The following is a 19,672-nucleotide window of genomic DNA, read 5'->3' as shown; positions in this document are numbered from 1 at the left end:
GACGGCGGGCCGGCTTGCCGGTGCGGCAAAGCGATCAATAAGAATCATTGCTCCCATCACGCCTTTGCGCTTGAAATGCCGTCATACATTGGACATAGAGCTAACCGCAGAACTCCGGTCCCGGCTTTCTGCCCGTTTCAACCATTAGGACCGATATCATGGCCTTCCTTGCCGATGCTCTTTCCCGTGTGAAGCCTTCAGCCACCATCGCCGTCTCCCAGAAAGCGCGCGAGCTGAAAGCGAAAGGACGCGACGTCATTGGCCTCGGCGCAGGTGAGCCGGATTTCGATACGCCCGACAATATCAAGAAGGCCGCCATCGACGCGATCAACCGCGGCGAGACGAAGTACACGCCTGTTTCCGGTATCCCTGAGCTGCGCAAGGCGATCGCCGCCAAGTTCAAGCGCGAAAATGGTCTGGAATATTCCTGGGAGCAGACGATCGTCGGCACCGGGGGCAAGCAGATCCTGTTCAACGCCTTCATGGCGACGCTGAACCCCGGCGACGAAGTCGTCGTCCCCGCGCCCTACTGGGTTTCCTATCCGGAGATGGTGGCGCTTTGCGGCGGCACGCCGGTTTTCGTTTCGGCCACGCAGGAGCACAATTTCAAGCTCCAGGCCGCCGATCTCGAAAAGGCGATCACGCCGAAGACCAAGTGGTTCATCTTCAACTCGCCGTCCAATCCGACGGGCGCTGCCTATACGCATGCCGAGCTGAAGGCGCTGACCGATGTGCTGATGAAGCATCCGCATGTCTGGGTGCTGACCGACGATATGTACGAGCACCTGACCTATGGCGACTTCAAGTTCGTCACGCCTGTCGAAGTGGAGCCGAAGCTCTACGACCGCACGCTGACGATGAACGGCGTCTCCAAGGCCTATGCGATGACCGGCTGGCGTATCGGCTATGCAGCCGGCCCGATCCAGCTGATCAAGGCGATGGACATGATCCAGGGCCAGCAGACCTCGGGTGCGACGTCGATCGCCCAGTGGGCGGCTGTCGAAGCGCTGAACGGCACGCAGGACTTCATCCCCGAGAACAAGAAAATCTTCGAAGGCCGCCGCGACCTCGTGGTATCCATGCTGAACCAGGCCAAGGGCATCGTCTGCCCGGTGCCGGAAGGCGCCTTCTACGTCTATCCGTCCTGCGCCGGCCTGATCGGCAAGACGGCGCCGTCGGGCAAGGTCATCGAGACGGACGAGGATTTCGTTTCCGAACTGCTGGAAACCGAAGGTGTTGCCGTCGTCCACGGTTCGGCCTTCGGCCTCGGTCCGAACTTCCGTATCTCCTACGCAACGTCGGAAGAGCTACTCGAAGAAGCCTGCCGCCGCATTCAGCGCTTCTGCGCAGCCTGCAATTAAGCGGACTGCGATTGTATTGATCGAAGGCCTGCCGGTGACGGCGGGCCTTTTTATTTGTTGTGATGTTGATGGTGTAGCGGCATGTGGCTACATCGAATTTCATGAAGACCGTCTCGATCCGCGATGCAAAAAAACACCTGACCGAGCTCGCCCGCGAGATCAGGGAGGCGAGACCGTTGTCGTGACGCGGAACGGCCGGCCGGTATTCGATCTCGTGCCGCATCAGAAACGCGGTGGTTTGAATCTGGAGGCCGGCGAGGCCTATCTTCGTTCCAAGGGGATCAAGAGGACGGAGATGTATATCGCCGATGACTTCGACGATCCTTTGCCGAAAGATTTCCTTCTCAAGCCACTGCCGTGACTATGTGGGTGTGTTGCTCGATACGCACAGGATGGTCGCGATTGCCCAGCAGAAACTGCAGGGGCTCTAAGTTCACGTTTCGATTCAACATGCTCCGCATCTGAATCCGCTTTGCCTCGCAAGTCGTTGAATTCCGATTCAAAACGTGAGGGCGAGTGCCGGTGGGATGGGCGGTCTGTAGTTGCGGGCGGACACCAAACCAACTAGATATCCGGCATCAAGTTCAATTGCCGCTTCGGGAGGCCGGATTTTGCAGCAGAGTGCCGTCATCGTCTGTTCTGACGTCAACATGCTGCCGGCCGCCTGCTGCACCCTGCTTTCCGTCAAGCGCAATCTCGCCAACGCCGGTGTAGAGTTCCTGCTTCTCGGCATCGACCTCAAGCCGAACGAGGTCTCCGAGGTCGACAATTTTGGGCGGCTTCACGGTATGGCGATCAGGGTGCTGCCCTATAAGACGCCCGACACCGGCCTCCAGGCGCGGGGCCGCTGGTCCGGCGCCACGCTGGCGCGGCTCTACATGGATCGTGATATACCCGGCAATATCGAGCGCCTGCTTTACCTCGATGCCGACGTACTGGCGGTCGCGCCTGTCGATGAACTCTTTAATCTTGATTTTCAAGGCAAGGCGCTTGCCGCCGTCGACGATTACGTCATGGCTTTCCCCGAGAAATCAGGCGCGCGGCAGCGCAAGATCGGCATGGGTGAGGGCGGCCGCTACTTCAATGCTGGCGTGCTGCTGTTCGACTGGTCGGCCTGCCGGGCGAAGGGGCTTTTCGCCAGGACCCGGGACATCTTCGAGGAGCGGTCGCATCTGTTCGAGAACAACGATCAGGATGCTTTGAATGTCACCTTCGACGGTGATTGGCTGGTGCTCGATCCGCGCTGGAATACGCAGACGGGCCTGCTGCCTTTCGTCGATCGGCCCGCGATCTTTCATTTCACCGGCCGCAAGAAGCCGTGGCAGGCGACCGTTCCCTGGGTGCACCGGCGGATGGCCAAGCGTTACGCCGAGGATCTCCGCGACACGTCCTGGGCCTCCTTCAGCAGGCAGCCGTCGACGGCAGGCCGAGTCGCGGGCTTCCTCTCGCATGTGGGAAAGCAGATCGGCGGGCTGACGCGGCTTGCACGGATGCGCGCCTATTTCAGCAACAGCTAGTGGGGCGGGCCGAGCGCATCGTCCTTGGAAAGTGCATGTGAGCCGATATGGAATCAATTCCCAGCGAGACGCAAACCATGGCCACCGCAGATGACGGTTTCAATGTCTTGACGCCGGACGCGTGGAAGGCGCTGCTGTCACGCTATTCGCACATCGTGCTGGTGGCAAACAGCGAAGCGGTCGATTTCGAACGGCTGCTCAGCGAATTGCCGGAGTCGGCGCTCTACGTCTTCTTCAACAATGTCTACAAAGTGCTCGACGAACCCTTTGCCGGCCATGCGGTGCTGGTTGCCCGCAGCGGCGTGATGGGCGCCAATATCGTTCACCGGCGCGAGGTGGGGGATGTCCTGCGTTTTTTTGCCGGCGACGATTTTCTGGGCGTCGTCAACATTCGCGTCTCGCCTGAGGAAAACTTTAGCGAGGAGAGCGGCTTCAAAGGCGCCAAAACTCGCCACCTCGATCTGACGCAAATGCTCGTCGATCTCTATCCCGCAGGCAAGATTGCGACGAGCGGCTTTGCGATGGCGCTCTGGCTCGCCGAACTGCAGCTGCCGGGCAAGATCCTGCTGGCCGGCTTTTCGGCAAAGAGAAGCGAGAAGTGGAAGGTCTTCGACGTGCATGATTGGACGTTCGAACAGATCTTCCTGCGTCTCTTTGCCCGCATGGGTGCGATCTCGATGATGGGCGGCGTCGATGCCAGCCCCTATGCCGCGCTCGCCAAACGGTTTCCACAGGTGCCGCCGATCGAGATCGCGATGACGGCGGCCGAAGTCTTGTCCGAGCGCCTCCACAATGCGAACGGCCAGATCGATAGGCTGATGTCGGTCACCAAATCCATTCGCGCCATCGAAAACTTCTTCCGGCGCTTCAAGCCGAAAACCCGTAAAGAGCGCTTCCTCGAAAAATCGAAGCAATGACTGTCGCCTTTCAGGCGTGACCTGCCGAGAGCTTCTCTCGCACGCCGGTCTCAGCGCGCCGTCTTCAAAGGCCCAGCGCCGTCAGCATGACGAAGGTGGCGAAGAGGATGAAATGCGTCATGCCTTCGATGGCGTTGGTCTCGCCGTCGTTGAGGTTGATTGCGGCGGCAATCAGCGTGATCGCCACCATCACCGTCTGCACGGGGGTCATCGCCATGATGAAGGGCTGGCCAGTGTAGAGCGCGATCGCCTCCATCACGGGGACCGTCAGGATCACTGTCGAGAGCGACGCGCCCATCGCAATGTTGACCGTCGCCTGCATGCGGTTCCTTAGTGCCGCCCTCAATGCGGTCAGGATCTCGGGTGCGGCGGAAATCGCCGCGACGACGACGGCGGTGACGGCGATTGGTGCGCCGCTGTCGCGCAGGCCTTCGCTCATGAAGGCCGACATGAACTCCGCCAGCAGGCCGATGATGACGACGCCGACGAGGATGGTGGCGATTGAGACGACGGCCGGTCTGTCGGCGCCCTGTTCATCGTGACTTTCCTTCTTCCGGTCGGACCGCGGATAGCTGTAGCTGAAGAAATAGCTGTGCTGGCCGACCTGCATGCGCAGGAAGAGGCCGTAAAGCGCAATCATCGCGACGATGGTGAAGGCGGAATAATAATGCCACTTATCTCTCGGCACGAATTCCGGCACGATCATCGAAATGCCCATGGCGGTAAGGATCATCACGCCGTAGGTCTTGCCCGAATTGTCGTTGTAGGGCTGCTCGCCGTGCTTGAGGCCGCCGAGAAGGGCGGCGAGGCCGAGAATGCCGTTGATATCGATCATCAGGGCCGAATAGATCGTGTCGCGCACCAGTGTCGGAGAGCTCTCGCCGGCCATCATGATGGCGAGGATGATGACTTCGACGGCGAGAGCCGAAAGCGTCAAAATCATCGTGCCATAGGGATCGCCGACCTTGACGGCGAGCAGTTCGGCATGATGCGCAACACGGATCGAAGCAAGTACGATGGTGGCGACCAGGACGCCGGCGGCGAGCAACGCGACGCCGCGTCCCAATTCGACCACAGCGTGTTCCAAGAGATAGGCGATCATCGCAACGATCAGTGCGGCGATCAGAAACTTTTCCTCTTCAAAGCGTGAAACGATGCTCAAACCCAGCTCCTGTCGCCGTGGACGCGTCCGCTACAAGCCCTTGATCTCGCGACGGCAGCATGCTCCGATACTCGTCCTATTTGCAGTCTTCAGCGTTTAATGGAATACTGACGATTATCGGGGCCGGAAAGCAGATCGCGGCGTCCTCGTATTCTCGTCTAGCGGCCGCGATGATCCGGATCCTGTCCGGAAGCGCGCGTATGTGCAACAAGAAGATGAGGAGACGGATGCATGGTCAAGGTGGTCTACGAAGTCGTGCCGCATGACGGCGGTTGGGCCTACAGACTGGGAGGCGTTTATTCCGAGGCATTCCCGACCCACGCCGAGGCGCTCGAGGCTGCGCGTATCGTTGCGGCCGAACAGCAGGTCGGCGGCGATTCCGCCGAGATCAGCTGGCAGGACGAAAACGGAAAATGGCATGAGGAATATGCCGAGGGCGGCGATCGGCCGGAAACCGAAGTGGTTGACGCCCTGTGGAAGGACCGTGCGGCCGAGGCCTCGCAAGGCATTCGAAGCTAATTATCGCCCGCCAATGCCCGCGCGACGACCGTATCGACGAATTCACGCTTAAGTGCGGTATAGCGATCGCCATCCATCCTGAATTCGGCGGCCAGCTCGCGCTTGAGCGCGGCATAATCGCTCGCCGACTGAGGATGCGCGATGAGATAATCCCGGAAAGCCAGTCTGTCTCGATGCGTGTGGTTGCCGGCCGGGCAAAGATAGACGCGTTCCGCCGGCACCGAACCTCTCGACATGAATGCCCATACTTCGTCGTCATAGCGATTGCCGCGCGGTTCGTAACCTTCTGCCAGAAGTACCCGCGTCGCATCCTCGACATGCTCGAGGCTGGGAAGAACGATATCGACATCGATGAGCGGCTTGGCGGTCATGCCCGGTATGGCAGTGATTTCATTATGTGCCGGTGGAATAACGCTGATAGGTCTGGAGGCCCTTGACCAGTGCGTCAAACGTGGCCCGGCAGCGCGGCGAGGTCTTCAGGCTCTCATGCATCACAACCCATGTGCCGAGCGGTATGACGAAAGCATCGGGCAGGACGTGCACGAGGTCGGGATTGTCTCGCGCCAGTCCGATCTGACAGATGCCGATGCCGACGCCGGCACGGATTGCGGAAAGCTGAGCAAGATTGCTGTCGGTCCTGTAGGCGAATTTGATGCCCTCGGGTGCCGGGTAGCGTTTCATCACCATGCGAACATAGGCTGTCTGCCGGTCGAAGCCGATCAGCCGGTGGGTGGCGAGATCCGCCATAGTCTGCGGAATGCCATGGCGTTCGAGATAGTGGCGATGAGCATGGAAGCCGAGCGGAATATCGCCGATGCGGCGCACGACGAGCGCGTCTTGTTGCGGCTCGGCCATACGCACGGCGATATCGGCCTCGCGGTTCACCAAGTCCTCGATTGTATCCGATGCCGAGAGCTCGATCTGGAGCTCGGGATAGGTTTCCTGCAGCGGCCCGAGAATCCCAGGCAGGACCTCGACGGCGACAACCTCGCTGGCGCTGACCCTGACCGTTCCCGCCACGCTCTCGCGCTCGCCGGATGCGGTGCGTAAAAGGGCGGCGGCGGTTGCCGCCAGCGTCTCGGCATAGGGTTTCAGCGCCTGCGCCGCGTCGGTCGGCAGCAGGCCGTTCGGCGATCGGATGAAGAGCTCGGCGCCGATCGCCTGTTCCAGAGCATCGACATGCCGGCCTATTGTCGGCTGGGTCAGCCCCAGCTCGCGCGCGGCGGCCGAAAGCGATCCCTGCTGGAGCACGGTCAAAAAACTGCGGTAGAAATCCCAGCTCGGTTCGAAAGTCATATGTTTTTGTATAGCCAATGCACTTTTTTCGTCAATTTCGTTTATCTTAAGTCGGGAGCATAGTCGTCTCATGCAATCGAAGGAGATGATTGTGATGAGTGGAGATATCAAGAAGACGGCACTGGTTCTCGGCGCGACGGGCGGTATCGGCGGCGCGATCGCGCGCAAGCTTCTGGCGCGAAGCTGGCGCATCCGGGCGCTCAACCGCGACGCTGCCAAAGCATCGAAGAACGAGCCGGCATTCGAATGGGTGCAGGGCGACGCAATGAACGCCGGCGATGTGCTGAGGGCGGCCGAAGGCGTCGGCTTGATCGTCCACGCCGTCAATCCGCCGGGTTATCGCGACTGGGAAAGGCTGGTGCTGCCGATGCTCGACAATAGCATCGCTGCGGCTCTCGCCGTCGGTGTGCGCATCGTGCTGCCGGGTAACGTCTACAACTTCGGCCCCGATGCCCTGCTGGCGCCGACGGAGGAAAGCCCGCAGCATCCGGTGACGAAGAAGGGGGTGATCCGCGTCGAGATGGAGAAGCGGCTGGAGGCTGCGTCGCGATCGGGCGCCGGCGCCATCATCGTTCGTGCCGGCGATTTCTTCGGTCCTGGCGCCACAGCCAACAGTTGGTTTTCATCGGGACTCGTGACACCTGGAAAACCGGTCGGCACGATCAAGAATCCCGGGCGGCGCGGCGTCGGCCATCAATGGGCCTATCTGCCCGACATGGCGGAAACCATCGCCCAGCTCGTCGAGCGGGCCGATCGGCTGTCGCCCTTTGCCGTCTATCATATGGATGGCTTCTGGGATGCGGATGGCATGCAGATGGCGGAAGCAATCAAGCGCGTTTCCGCCGGCAAGGCAAAGATCGCGCGGTTTCCCTGGTGGATCGTGCCGCTCGCGGCACCCTTTATGCCGATCATGCGGGAGATCCAGGAGATGCGCTATCTCTGGAAGGTGCCGCTAAGGATGAGCAACGCCAAGCTTGTGGCCGAACTCGGCCGGGAGCCGCAGACGCCGATCGACGAGGCGGTGAGAGCCTCACTCGTGGCGCTCGGCTGCCTGCCTGAACCGCGTCAGGACACGGCAACCGCCTTCGTCGGGCATTCGCTGCAGAAGGCGCACTAGGCCGAGAGTTCCGAAAGGGCGATCCGGGCAACCGTCAAGGCCGTCTCGGCCTGCTCCATATTCGGGTCACCAAGGAACCAGGCGGCGGAAAGGCCGGAATAGGCGGCGATCCATTGCAGCAGCCGCTTCGGCTCGAGCCGGGCCTCCGCCGAGACGATCGCGAGCTGGCGGCGGAAACGGGCGGGATCGGTGATGGTCGGCAGTTCCTCATTGGCGAAGATATTGGCGAAATCGAAGCCGCGCTCGCCATGGAGCCGCTTCGGATCGATCGCCAGCCAGCCGCGGGCCTCGAAATCGAGAATGTTGCCGTGATGGATATCGCCATGGAGGACGACGGGCTCGCGCGGGTCGGCAAGGAGGGCGTTGGCTATTGCCGAGCAATCGGTTAGCGTGCCGCCATATCTGCCGGCGGCCGGTTCGAGATCGCGGAACCAGCGGGTGAGGGGAATAGGATTGGGAAGCGGTTTTTGGCGCGGCGCATGCAGCCGTGCGGCGGTGCGGCAGAGGATGCGGCTCGCCTCATCGTCTTCGCCGTCCATCGCCATGGAAAGCAGCGAGCGTTTTCCCAGCGCCCGTTCCAGGAGCACGGCGTCGCCCTCATGGGCATAGACATGGGCTGCGCCGTCGCCCTCCCACCACTGCATCAACAGCGCGCCGTATCGTTCGTCGATATCGGCCGCGACTTTCAGCATGGCGGGCCGATCCTGCCAGAGGACCGGTAGCAGGCGGCTCGAATGGGTGATGATGGGCTCGCCGTCTGAGATGAGCGACCAGCGATCGAGATAGGGAGCGAACATGGCGGCTTATATAGGGATCTTGAACGCAGAAATCCCGCCTCTCGGCGGGATTTTGCGGTTCGTATCCTGAGGGTTCAAGCGACCTTTTCGAGCGTGGGGTAATCGATATAGCCCTTGGCGCTGCCGCCATAGAAGGTCGATTGATCCGGCGTGTTGAGCGGCAGGTTCTTTGCCAGCCGTTCGACGAGATCCGGATTGGCGATGAAGGGCTTACCGAAGGCGACGAGATCAGCGCGGCCGCTTTCGGCAGCATCGATCGCGAGATCGCGGTCATAGCCGTTGTTGACCATCCAGCTGGCCTTGCCGCCGGCCTTTTCATAGGCTTGGCGCAGCGCCTCGTAGTCGAAGGAGGGGTTGTCGCCCTGCTTGTAGTCGCGGTCGCCGCCGGTCTGGCCTTCGACGACGTGGATATAGGCGAGATCGTATTTGGCCAGCCTCTCGACGACGTAGGTGAAGGTCGTCTGCGGATTGGAATCGTAGCTATCGTTCGACGGCGTAACCGGCGAGATGCGGATTGCCGTGCGGCCGGTGCCGATTTCCTTCACGACGGCATCGACGACCTCGAAAGTCAGGCGGGCACGGTTTTCGATCGACCCGCCATATTCGTCGGTTCGGTCGTTGATGCCGTCGCGCATGAACTGGTCGAGGAGATAGCCGTTGGCGCCGTGGATTTCGACGCCGTCGAAGCCGGCATCGATCGCGGCGCGCGCCGCTTTGCGGTAGTCCTCGACGATGCCGGGAATTTCAGCGGTTTCGAGCGCGCGCGGTTCGGAGGTGTCCGCAAAGCTGCCGCTGCCGTCGGGATTGACCAGATAGGTCTTGGATTTTGCGGCGCGGTTGGTCGAGGAGACCGGCTTTCCGCCGTCCGGCTGCAGCGTCGTGTGCGAGATTCGGCCGACATGCCACATCTGGACGACGATCTTGCCACCTGCCGCGTGAACGGCATCGGTCACGCGCTTCCAGCCGTCGAGCGCTTCCTTGGTGTAGAGGCCTGGCACGTTGGCATAGCCCTGGCCCTGATGGGTTATTGGGGTCGCTTCGGTGATGATCAGGCCTGATGTGGCGCGCTGGCGGTAATATTCGACATTGAGGTCATTGGGGATCGCGCCCGGCGAGCGATTGCGGGTGAGCGGCGCCATGACGATGCGGTTCTTGACACTGATGTCGCCAACCTTGGTGGGTTCGAAAAGCTTGGCCATGATGGTCCTTTCTTTTGCGGGAGGATCACTCGGCAGGGGCAAGGGCGGCCCGGCCCTTGGCGGAGAGATAGGTGAGCGCCGTAGCACCCAGGCCGATCAGGGCCATCAGGGCTGCGGCGAGAGGAACGCGGGTGAGATCGAAGCCGGCATCGATGACCAGGCCGCCTGCCCAGGCGCCGAGCGCATTGCCGGTGTTGAAGGCGCCGATATTGATCGTGGAGACGAGGTTCGGCGCGTCCTTGCCGAAGCCGACGACGCCGACCTGAAGCGCCGGCACGGCGGCGAAGCTTGCGGTCGCCCAGAGGAAGAGGGTGATCTCAGCCGGGATGAACAAACGGCTCGTATAGCTGAAAGCGAGGGAGGTGATGGCGATGGCGGCGAAGACGCCGGCGAGCGTCGTGCCGAGCCGCCAATCGGCAAGCTTGCCGCCGACGAGATTGCCGACGGTCAGCCCGAGCCCGATCAGGAACAGCGTCCAGGTGACGCCTTCCGGCGAAACGCCGGTGACATCGCGCAGCAGCGGCGCGATATAGGTGAAGAGCGCGAACATCGAGGCGGCGAAGAAGACGGTGGTGGAGAGCGCCAGCCACAGACCCCCATTCCTGAGGGCCGCGATTTCACGCAGAATGCTGCCGCTTTCCTGCTGCCGGTCACGCGGCAGGATGGCGATCAGGCCCGATATGGTGACGATGCCGATGACGGTCACGACCCCGAAGGTGGCGCGCCAGCCATAGGCTTGGCCGATCGCGGTCCCGAGCGGCACGCCGAGGACATTGGCGAGCGTCAGGCCGGTGAACATCAATGCGACGGCGCGGGCCTTGCGGTCTTCGGCGACCAGGCCAGCGGCGACGACCGAGCCAATGCCGAAGAAGGCGCCGTGGCAGAGTGCGGTGACGATACGGGCGACCATCAGCACCCAATAATCGCTCGCCAGGGCGCAAAGCAGATTGCCGGCGATGAAGAAGGCCATCAGCGCAATCAGTGCCGTGCGCCGCTTCAGCTTCGCAGTCGAAGCGGCCATGACGGGTGCGCCGATCGCGACCGCCAGCGCATAGCCGGTTACCAGCCATCCGGCCTCAGGGATGGTGACCGAGAGGTCGGCGGCGACCTCCGGCAGCAGACCCATGATGACGAATTCCGTTGTGCCTATCGCAAAGGAGCTCAAGGCAAGCACGAGAAGAGCGACGGGCATTCTAAAGATCCTGGGCTAGCTGCTTGAGGAAAGCGGCGATCGTTTCTTCGTTGCGTTTGTAGAAGATCCACTGACCGACGCGCCTGGTGGTGACGAGGCCGGCGCGATGCAACGTTCCGAGATGGGCCGAGACCGTGGATTGCGATAGGCCGCAGCGTTCGAACTGGCTGGCGCAGACGCCCATCTCGAAGGGATGCTCCTGCGTTGGAAAATGCTGCTCGGGATTTTTCAGCCAGTTCAGAATGTCCATCCGGGTGGGATGGGCGAGCGCCTTAATGATCTCGTCTTTGTCCATCGTCGTTTGCCGAACTATAAATCGTCTTTGATCGATATATCGATCGGCCAGCTTCGATATGCAAATCACGGTGACGTGAGGCGGCTGCTTTTTGCCCGTGCGCAAATTTTGGGCAAAAAAAGAGGGCCACCGGAAAACCAGGGCCCTTTGAATTGTGAAGGTCAATAACCTCCAGAGGGGAACAGCTAATGCGGTGGTACTGGGAGAGAAACCACGAAATGCATCAGCTGAAAGGGATATGGTGCTTCCTTAGGCAGGTTTCAATGCTTTTTTGTGCATGCCTGCTATGCGCCGCACAATTTTTTTGCGGTGCGGCATTTTCCGCTGAGCCAAGGCAAAAAAAGAGGGCCGCTGGAAAACCAGGGCCCTTATAAGTGTGAAGGTTAAAAACCTCCAGAGGGGAACAGCTAATGCGGTGGAACTGGGAGGAAAAGCCACCATGTGCATCAGCTATGTGCGATATGGTGGTTTAATGGGCAAACGGCAACCCACATTTGTGCATGCCAGTTATGCGCTCTCTGCATAGTATGGAAATCATTCCATAAAACTGGCTTAAAAGTTCCAGTTTCTGGCTTTGCTGACGATGAAGTCGCGGAAGGCTTTCAGCTTGGCTGCGTTCTTGATCTCATCCGGATAACAGAAATAGGTGTCGAAGGATGGCACATCGGCGTTGATCGCCAGCTGAATCAAGCCGGGATCGCGGCCGACGATATAATCCGGAAGGCAGGCGACACCGATTCCGAGCAGGCAGGCGCGTTTGATCGAGGTTTGGCTGTTGATCTGCAGATGCGGGATCCGCTTGTTGTCCGAGGAGCGGCCGGCGACTTCGAGCCAGTTGACGTCGAGCAGATAACTCGGCGCCGGTTCGCCGAAGGTGATGATGCGGTGATTGTCGAGATCCTCGATCTTCTGCGGTTCGCCGTGGCGATTGATATAGGAGGGGGCCGCATAGACGTGCATGTGCACGGTGAAGAGCTTGCGCTGGATCAGGTCGGACTGTTGCGGCTGGCGCAGCCGGATCGCGCAGTCGGCATGGCGCATGTTCACATCCACTTCCTCATTGTCGAGGATGAGCTGGATCTGCACGTCGGGATAAAGCTGCAGAAATTCCTGGATTTTGTCGGTGAGCCAGCCCTGGCCGAGGCCGACCGTTGTCGTGACGCGCAGCTTGCCGGACGGCGTCTCGGTGGTCTCGGTGAGCTGCATCTTCACGGTTTCGAGCTTGAGCAGCACGTCATGGGCGGTGCGGTAAAGCAGTTCGCCCTGTTCCGTCAGGATCAGCCCGCGCGCGTGACGGTGAAACAGCTTGGTGCCGACATCCTGCTCCAACGCACTGACCTGGCGGCTGATGGCGGATTGAGACAGATGCAGTTTGTCCGCCGCATGCGTGAACGAACCCGCTTCGGCAGCTGCGTGAAAAATACGCAGCTTGTCCCAATCCAATGGCATTCCCCCGCCCCTCATGCCGATCTTACTCCGCGGCCACGGCGACGGGCATGTGACCCGTCAGATAGCGCTCGGCCTCAAGCGCTGCCATGCATCCCAGGCCGGCGGCGGTGATAGCCTGGCGGAACGTATCGTCCGTCACGTCGCCGGCGGCATAGACCCCTTCCAGACTGGTCGCAGTCGAATCCGGCGCGGTCCAGAGATAACCATTCTCCTTCAGCTTCAGCTTGCCCTTGAAAAGCTCGGTTGCCGGCGCATGGCCGATCGCGACGAAGACGCCGTCGATCGCCATTTCGGTGATCGCGCCGGTTCTGACATCGCGCAGGCGCGCGCCGGATACCGACGGCGGCATCGGCGGCTTGGCAGGCGTTCCCGTGATCTCGGCCACCTCGGTGTTCCACAGCACCTTGACGTTCTCCTTGGCGAACAGGCGTTCCTGCAGGATCTTCTCTGCCCGGAAGGAGTCGCGGCGGTGCACCAATGTGACCGACTTGGCGATATTGGAGAGATAGAGCGCCTCTTCGACGGCGCTGTTGCCGCCGCCGACCACGATCACATCCTTGTTGCGATAGAAGAAGCCATCGCAGGTGGCGCAGGCCGAAACGCCGAAGCCCTGGAAATGCTGCTCGCTCTCGATACCGAGCCACTTAGCCTTGGCGCCGGTGGCGATGATCAGCGTATCTGCGGTCCAGACTTGGCCGCTGTCGGTACGTGCGACGAAGGGGCGCTGGTTCAAGTCGACTTCGGTCACCAGATCATTGACGATCTCGGCGCCGACATGTTGTGCCTGCTGCAGCATCTGCTCCATCAGCCAGGGGCCTTGGATCGGATCGGCAAAGCCCGGATAATTCTCGACATCGGTGGTGATCATCAACTGGCCGCCCTGTTCGAGGCCGGCGATCAGAACCGGCTTCAGCATGGCGCGCGCGGCATAGACTGCGGCAGTATAACCCGCGGGTCCGGAACCGATGATGAGCACCTTTGTGTGGCGGGCGGGCATGTCATTTCCTTTCGACTGGCAGGAGGGCGGCGGCTAAAATGCGATTGCGGCCGTTTCGCGGTCCATGCGCCATTTATGAACGTCCAATGCTTTTATTCAAGGGCAGCCTTGCATTACCAACAAGGCAAATCGCCTTGATGTGCAAGAATCCGTCATCAGCTTGAAACTTTCTTGCGTATTCCGCCGCTTTATATAGAAGCTCGCCGCTGCGAATTAAAGAAAGGCAAGGATGTGGGTCGGACCGAGCTCGACGTCATCGACATAAAGATCCTTCGGGAGCTGCAAGCCGACGGCCGCATGACTAATGTGGAGCTCGCCGACCGCGTCGGCATTTCCGCGCCGCCGTGTCTGCGCCGGGTGCGCAAGCTCGAGGAAGCCGGCATCATCGAAGGCTACCACGCCATGCTAAACAGCCCGAAGCTCGGCTTCGATCTGGTGGCTTTCTGCATGGTCGGCCTCAAGCACCAGTCGGAAGGCAATCTCAAGGCGTTCGCCGCCGCCACCACCGAATGGCCGCTGGTGCGCCAGGCCTGGATGGTGTCGGGCGACAGCGATTTCCTGCTGCATTGCGTGGCTGAAAATCTCACCCACTTCCAGGATTTCGTCATCGAAGTGCTGACGGCGAACGAACATGTCGATACCGTGCGCACCATGCTGACGATCCGGCAGGTGAAAAAGCTGGGACTGGTCGAAGTCTAGGGCAAGGCGACATTCAGCCCCAACGGATCTGCAAAGCGCGATTTCCTGCTCGAAACCTAGTTTCCGGCGCCATCTGAACGGACGGTCGATCGGCCTGGGCCGGAAACGACGCCGTCTGTCTGATCGAGGAGAGCATCGCATCCGACGGCGGCACTCTCCTTCCAATTCCTTGGGGACCTATCCCTCTCGATAATAGTAGCTGTAGCCATTGAGCGCCGGGGCGCCGCCAAGATGGGCGTAGAGAACCTTCGACCCCTCCGGGAAGAAGCCTTTGCGTGTCAGGTCTATGAGGCCCTGCATGGATTTTCCTTCATAGACCGGATCGGTGATCATCGCCTCGGTGCGGGCGGCAAAGCGTATGGCCTCGTTGGTCTCCTCTGACGGTACGCCGTAGGCCGGATAGGCATAGTCGGGATTGATGACGATTTCGTCGTCTCGAATGGCTCGGCCCAGCCCGACCAGCTCGGCAGTGTTGTCGACGATGTGGCGGACCTGGGCTCGCGTCTGATCGGGCGTGCCCGATGCATCGATGCCGATCACGCGATCGGCGCGGTTCTGCGCGGCGAAGCCGACAATCATGCCGCCTTGCGTCGATCCGGTGACGACGCACACGACGACGTAGTCGAATCTGAAGCCGAGCTCTTCTTCCTGCTTTGCCACTTCTTCGGCAAAGCCGATATAGCCGAGGGCGCCGTATTTATGCACCGAGGCGCCCGCGGGGATGGGATAGGGCTTGCCGCCCGCATCCTTCACGGACTGGATGGCATCTTCCCAGCTCTTTCGGATGCCGATGTCGAAACCGTCATCAACAAGGCGGCTGTCGGCGCCCATCAGCCGCGTCATCAGGATGTTGCCGACGCGATCATAGACGGCGTCATAGTGCGGCACCCATTTCTCCTGAATTACCACGCATTTCATGCCAATCTTGGCTGCAGTGGCGGCGACCATGCGGGTATGGTTGGATTGCACGCCCCCGATGGAAACCAGTGTATCGGCACCCGAGGCGATTGCGTCCGGCACTATATATTCGAGCTTTCTGAGCTTGTTGCCGCCCATGGCGAGGCCCGAATTGCAGTCGTCGCGTTTGGCGTAGATCTGCACCTTTCCGCCGAGCGCTGCCGTCAACCGCGGGAGATGCTCGATCGGGGTCGCGCCGAAAGTGAGGGGATAGCGTTCGAATTTTTCGAGAAGGGACATCAGGCGGCTCCGTCGTGTGGCATCGGCGCCGATTTTAAGGCAAACGGCGTGAGAGGTGCTCTCTATTTTGCGAGTAAAGCTTTTGTGATCCGCGAATTTATTGTAGTCGAATGAAGCTTTCAGTAGGTGAATACTCGAAATATGAAAGATTCTTTCATGGAGCCGCTGGACCGGATCGACGTCAAGATTCTGAGGGCTTTGCAGGCCGAAGGCCGGCTGACGAATGCCGAGCTTGCCGAACGCGTCAACGTCAGTCCCGCCACCTGTCACAGGCGCACGCAGCGCCTGTTCGACGATGGCTACATCACGGGCGTGAGAGCGGAGGTGGCACCCGCCTCGGTCGGTCTCGGGGCACTCGTCATGGTCGGTGTCGTGCTCGACCGCTCCACGCCGGAGAGCTTTGCAGCCTTTGAAAGTGCGGTGCTCGAATTGAAGGAAGTCCTCGACTGTAATCTCGTCGCCGGTGACTTCGATTATCTTCTCAAGATCAGGGTTCGCGACATCGCTGATTTCAACAAGCTGCACGGGCAAAAACTGATCGCGCTACCCGGCGTCAGGCAGACCCGTACATTTTTCGTCATGAAGGAAGTCAAGGAGGATGCGCGTCTGCCGTTCTGACAGCGCGGTTCAATGCCGGTTCGGCTCACTTGCCCTTGATGTAGCCGCCGCGGCTGATGCCGTGGCGCTGGAGCTTGTCGTAAAACGTCTTTCTGGGGATGCCGAGCGCTTCGATGGTGCGGCGCACGTCGCCGTCATTGGCCGTCAGAGCCTCGCGGATGGTCTCCGCCTCGTAGCGTTCCAGCCGTTCGGGCAGCGTGCCGCCCGCCGGCTGCGGAGGGACCGCCGCAACGCCGCCGCCTTCCACGCCCAGCACAACGCGTTCGGCATAGTGGGAGAGCTCGCGGACGTTGCCCGGCCAAGCATGGGAGGCGAGATGGCGGCGAACATTTTCTGAAAGCTGCGGGACATCGCGGCGGAAGCGCTCGGCGGCGCGGGCGGCGAAGTGGGAAAACAGCAGCGGAATATCGTCGCGGCGCTCCCTCAGCGGCGGAATGGAAATCGTCACGACATTCAGCCTGTAATAGAGATCCTCGCGAAAATCGCCGCGCAACTCGGGATCGCCGAGGTCGATCTTGGCGGCGGCGACGACGCGCAGATCGACCGGGCGCACCTCATTTGTGCCGAGCGGCGTGATTTCGCGCATCTCCAACACACGCAGCATCTTGACCTGCGTGGCGACGGGCATGCTTTCGATCTCGTCGAGGAAGAGCGTGCCGCCGCTTGCATGTTCGATGCGGCCCATGCGGCGCTTCTGGGCGCCGGTAAAGGCGCCGGCCTCATGGCCGAACAGCTCGCTTTCGATGACGGTTTCGGGGAGCGCTCCGCAGTTCAATGCGACGAAATTGCCCTTCCGGCGGTAGCTCCATTGGTGCAGGATCTGGGCGACGACTTCCTTGCCGCTGCCGGTTTCGCCGGCGACGAGCACGTCGACATCTGTATCGGCGATATGGCGAAGGATCTTCCTCAGGTTTTCCATGGCGGGTGTCTGGCCGATCAGCGGCAGGGTTTCCTGCGCATTCTCGGCCGCTTTGCGCAATGCGCGGTTTTCCAGAACGAGCCGCCGCTTTTCGCTCGCGCGGCGCACGCTCTGCACCAGCCGATCGGCCGGAAAGGGTTTGGCGATGAAATCATAGGCGCCGTTCTGGATCGCCTGAACGGCCATGGGGATATCGCCGTGACCGGTCATCAGGATTACCGGGAGGTCGGCATCCATGTCCTTGAGCGTGGCGAAGAGCTGCAGCCCGTCGATCTCCGGCATGCGGATATCGGTGACGACGGGGCCGGCAAAATCGGCCGTCAGCTCCGCCAGCACCGCTTGCGCGCCGTCATAGGCCGAAACCGAAAAGCCGGCGAGTTCAAGCGTCTGGGCGGTGGCGCGGCGCAGATCCCTGTCGTCGTCGATCAGCGCGACGGGACTCAGTGTGTCCATGACATCAAGCCCTCCTCAGATGAACGATGAACCGGGCTCCCTCGCCATCGCTCTCGACTTCCATTCGGCCGCCGTAATCGCTGACGATATCCTTGGAGATCACGAGCCCGAGGCCGAGACCTTTTTCCTTCGAGGTGTTGAACGGGGTGAAGAGGCCCTTGCGGATCTCCGGCGAAATGCCGGGACCATTGTCGGCGACCGTCAGCGTCACGGTCTCCGCATCGGCCGAGGTCCTGACTCGGACGCGGGCCTGATCGGCTTTCGGCGCCACAGCCTCCAGGGCATTCTGGAGCAGGTTGATGAGCACCTGTTCCAGGCGGATCCTGTTGCCCATGACCTGCAGCTCGGCAGGCGGCAGATCGATGTTGAGCGTATCCATGCGCCCGGCAAAGCGGCTCCGCAGCAATATCACCGCCCCTTCGATCACATCCTTCAGGCCCGTCGGCTCGGCGCTGCCGCGGCCCTTGCGCGCGAAGGTCTTCAACTCCTCGGTGATCGCGCCGATGCGCTCCGTCAGCGCCGCGATATTCTCGAGATTCTTGCCCGCAGGTACGGTCTGGCCGCGATCGAGGAAGATGCGGGCATTATCCGCATAGGCGCGGATGGTTGCGACCGGCTGGTTGATCTCATGGGCGACGCCAGCGGCGACCTGGCCCAGGATCGCCAACCGGTTGGCCTGCACCAGATCCTGCTGCACCGCCTGCAGCCTCTGTTCCGTATTCCTGTGGCCTGTGATTTCGGCCTGCAGCCGGTCCCGCGCCTGTCTGAGATCCAGCGTCCGCTCGGCCACCCGCCGCTCCAGCTCCTCGCGTGCCTGCTGTTCTCTGAAAATTCGCAAAGTGACCGCCTGGCGGCGCCGCAACAGCAAGGCTCCGCCAGCAAGCAGCGGCAAGAGTATCAGCAATGCCAGCATGCGGGCTTCGCGAATGCCTGCATCGACGGCCGGCCCGAGCGCCACCAGATGCTGCAGCACCCATCGGGTCCCGGGAACCGGGGTGCCGATATCGAGAAACCTGGTCTTTCCGGCGCCTCCCGGCATGACGATCTCGACGACATCGAGCCCGTCGCCGAGGTTTCGGACGGTGTCGAGCGGCAGGGGCTGAAGCGGCGCATCGCCGAACTGCAGGCTTTCGCGGATCGCGGTCAGCCGGTCCTCGGCGATCCGGCCGATCGTCATGAACCGCCACGAGGGGATGCTTGTTATGAGGACTATGCCGCGTTCGTCGACGACGTAGGAGGGGGCGTCGGTGGCATCCCAATCCGCCTCGACGTCGTCGAATTCAAGCTTAACGACGACGACGCCCAGGAGGCCGTTGCTGCCTGATATCCGCTCGGAGATATAGAGGCCGGGTTTCTTGCTGACGGTGCCGAGCGCGAAGTGCTCGGCCTGGCCATTCGCCACCGCACCCTGAAAATATTCGCGGAAACGATAGTCGTTGCCGACGAAGCTCGTCGGTTCGCGCCAGTTGCTGGCCGAAACCGCAATGCCGTCCTTGTCGATGACATAGATGACCGCAGCCTTCGTGCCTGCCGCCAGCATTTCCAGCTTCTGGCTCAGCTGCTCGAACGTGCCGGCGTCGTTTTCCGCCAGCGCGGCTGCGAGCGCGGCGTCCTGCGAGAGCACGAAGGGAAGCGCCCGGTATTTTTCGAGGACAGTGCGCAGCAAAGCTACATTCAGCCTGGCATCCATGCGGGCCTGTTCCTCGAGAGCGCTCTCGGCTTGCTCGCGGCCGATTTCGCCGCTTGCCCACAGGCTCGCGACGACAGCCAGAAGCGCGATCGCCGCATAGGCCCACCACATCCGCCGGATGCGATGATGCAGCGGCAGGGACGGCCACAGCTTTTTCGAGACGGATAAGGACATGGCGGATTTGTGCATGTTTCTGCACGAGATGCAAATGAGTTTGTGCGGATTTCCGCATTTCTCGGCGGAGCGCGACACGTCCAAAAATTTTTTACACTTACAAA

At 61.1% G+C, this 19,672-nt stretch carries 19 protein-coding genes and 1 pseudogene; 8 read left to right on the top strand and 12 right to left on the bottom strand.

All coding sequences use genetic code 11. The features are described from left to right. Positions 1-158 precede the first annotated feature (158 nt). The 4 genes and pseudogenes from J0663_RS02495 to J0663_RS02480 all read left to right on the top strand — a co-directional run bounded on the left by J0663_RS02495 (position 159) and on the right by J0663_RS02480 (position 3,795). Positions 159-1,361, top strand: a complete 1,203-nt coding sequence (locus tag J0663_RS02495; RefSeq protein ID WP_207242901.1) for a pyridoxal phosphate-dependent aminotransferase — start codon at positions 159-161, stop codon at positions 1,359-1,361. Between the two features lie 101 nt (positions 1,362-1,462). Next, positions 1,463-1,722, top strand: a pseudogene (locus tag J0663_RS02490) (type II toxin-antitoxin system Phd/YefM family antitoxin). Positions 1,723-1,972: 250 nt separating this feature from the next. Next, positions 1,973-2,878, top strand: coding sequence for a glycosyltransferase family 8 protein (locus J0663_RS02485; RefSeq protein ID WP_207242900.1), 906 nt, complete (start codon positions 1,973-1,975; stop codon positions 2,876-2,878). A 47-nt stretch (positions 2,879-2,925) separates the two neighbouring features. Next, entirely contained in the window at positions 2,926-3,795 is an 870-nt protein-coding gene (locus tag J0663_RS02480) for a 3-deoxy-manno-octulosonate cytidylyltransferase (RefSeq protein ID WP_207242899.1), read from the top strand. Positions 3,796-3,859: 64 nt separating this feature from the next. Here J0663_RS02480 and J0663_RS02475 read toward each other — a convergent pair whose 3' ends face one another. Then, positions 3,860-4,957, bottom strand: a complete 1,098-nt coding sequence (locus J0663_RS02475; RefSeq protein WP_207242898.1) for a calcium:cation antiporter — start codon at positions 4,955-4,957, stop codon at positions 3,860-3,862. Between the two features lie 231 nt (positions 4,958-5,188). Between J0663_RS02475 and J0663_RS02470 the strand changes: the two genes are divergently transcribed. Beyond that, positions 5,189-5,476, top strand: a complete 288-nt coding sequence (locus J0663_RS02470; RefSeq protein WP_207242897.1) for a DUF2188 domain-containing protein — start codon at positions 5,189-5,191, stop codon at positions 5,474-5,476. Here J0663_RS02470 and J0663_RS02465 read toward each other — a convergent pair. Together J0663_RS02465 and J0663_RS02460 are read right to left on the bottom strand one after the other, a co-directional pair. Further along, positions 5,473-5,925 carry a GrpB family protein gene (locus tag J0663_RS02465; RefSeq protein ID WP_246590354.1) on the bottom strand — a complete coding sequence of 151 codons (453 nt, stop codon included), beginning with the start codon at positions 5,923-5,925 and terminating at the stop codon, positions 5,473-5,475. The genes J0663_RS02470 and J0663_RS02465 overlap by 4 nt on opposite strands. Further along, entirely contained in the window at positions 5,870-6,772 is a 903-nt protein-coding gene (locus J0663_RS02460) for a LysR family transcriptional regulator (protein WP_207242895.1), read from the bottom strand. Before J0663_RS02460 ends, J0663_RS02465 begins: the two co-directional genes overlap by 56 nt. A gap of 94 nt (positions 6,773-6,866) precedes the next feature. On the opposite strand from J0663_RS02460, the gene J0663_RS02455 reads away from it, so the two are divergent. Then, positions 6,867-7,889: an NAD(P)H-binding protein gene (locus J0663_RS02455; RefSeq protein WP_207242894.1), complete on the top strand. Its 1,023-nt coding sequence runs from the start codon at positions 6,867-6,869 to the stop codon at positions 7,887-7,889. Here the strand turns inward: J0663_RS02455 and J0663_RS02450 are convergent. From J0663_RS02450 to trxB, 6 genes are all read right to left on the bottom strand, one after another. Then, on the bottom strand, positions 7,886-8,686 hold the full coding sequence (locus tag J0663_RS02450) for an aminoglycoside phosphotransferase family protein (RefSeq protein ID WP_207242893.1): 801 nt from the start codon (positions 8,684-8,686) through the stop codon (positions 7,886-7,888). The two genes, J0663_RS02455 and J0663_RS02450, sit on opposite strands and share 4 nt — an antisense overlap. Before the next feature lie 74 nt (positions 8,687-8,760). Next, positions 8,761-9,885, bottom strand: a complete 1,125-nt coding sequence (locus J0663_RS02445; RefSeq protein WP_207242892.1) for an alkene reductase — start codon at positions 9,883-9,885, stop codon at positions 8,761-8,763. A gap of 25 nt (positions 9,886-9,910) precedes the next feature. Further along, positions 9,911-11,077: an MFS transporter gene (locus J0663_RS02440; RefSeq protein WP_207242891.1), complete on the bottom strand. Its 1,167-nt coding sequence runs from the start codon at positions 11,075-11,077 to the stop codon at positions 9,911-9,913. A gap of 1 nt (position 11,078) precedes the next feature. Next, complete coding sequence (locus J0663_RS02435) at positions 11,079-11,372, bottom strand: ArsR/SmtB family transcription factor (protein ID WP_207242890.1); 294 nt, start codon at positions 11,370-11,372, stop codon at positions 11,079-11,081. Positions 11,373-11,924: 552 nt separating this feature from the next. Beyond that, on the bottom strand, positions 11,925-12,821 hold the full coding sequence (locus J0663_RS02430) for a LysR family transcriptional regulator VtlR (protein ID WP_004671024.1): 897 nt from the start codon (positions 12,819-12,821) through the stop codon (positions 11,925-11,927). Positions 12,822-12,843: 22 nt separating this feature from the next. Continuing rightward, positions 12,844-13,818: a thioredoxin-disulfide reductase gene (gene trxB / locus J0663_RS02425; protein ID WP_207242889.1), complete on the bottom strand. Its 975-nt coding sequence runs from the start codon at positions 13,816-13,818 to the stop codon at positions 12,844-12,846. 231 nt (positions 13,819-14,049) lie between these two features. Here trxB and J0663_RS02420 point away from each other — a divergent pair, with 231 nt between their 5' ends. Next, positions 14,050-14,517, top strand: coding sequence for an Lrp/AsnC family transcriptional regulator (locus J0663_RS02420; RefSeq protein ID WP_009992419.1), 468 nt, complete (start codon positions 14,050-14,052; stop codon positions 14,515-14,517). 177 nt (positions 14,518-14,694) lie between these two features. Here the strand turns inward: J0663_RS02420 and J0663_RS02415 are convergent, their stop codons facing one another. Beyond that, positions 14,695-15,714, bottom strand: coding sequence for a 1-aminocyclopropane-1-carboxylate deaminase (locus J0663_RS02415; RefSeq protein ID WP_207242888.1), 1,020 nt, complete (start codon positions 15,712-15,714; stop codon positions 14,695-14,697). Between the two features lie 141 nt (positions 15,715-15,855). Here J0663_RS02415 and J0663_RS02410 point away from each other — a divergent pair, with 141 nt between their 5' ends. Continuing rightward, positions 15,856-16,332 carry an Lrp/AsnC family transcriptional regulator gene (locus tag J0663_RS02410; RefSeq protein ID WP_207242887.1) on the top strand — a complete coding sequence of 159 codons (477 nt, stop codon included), beginning with the start codon at positions 15,856-15,858 and terminating at the stop codon, positions 16,330-16,332. Between the two features lie 25 nt (positions 16,333-16,357). On the opposite strand, the gene J0663_RS02405 is transcribed toward J0663_RS02410, so the two are convergent. Then, positions 16,358-17,704 (bottom strand): sigma-54-dependent transcriptional regulator, encoded by a 1,347-nt coding sequence (locus J0663_RS02405; protein WP_207242886.1) that lies wholly within the window; start codon positions 17,702-17,704, stop codon positions 16,358-16,360. A 4-nt stretch (positions 17,705-17,708) separates the two neighbouring features. Further along, the gene (locus J0663_RS02400) at positions 17,709-19,583 is read right to left on the bottom strand and encodes a sensor histidine kinase (protein WP_207242885.1); all 1,875 of its coding nucleotides are present in this window, start codon (positions 19,581-19,583) and stop codon (positions 17,709-17,711) included. Positions 19,584-19,672 lie beyond the last annotated feature (89 nt).

This window comes from Rhizobium lentis (assembly GCF_017352135.1).
Taxonomy (GTDB): Bacteria; Pseudomonadota; Alphaproteobacteria; order Rhizobiales; family Rhizobiaceae; genus Rhizobium; species Rhizobium lentis.
The sequence above is the reverse complement of the archived record's forward strand: the minus strand, read 5'-3'. Positions and strand labels throughout refer to the sequence as shown.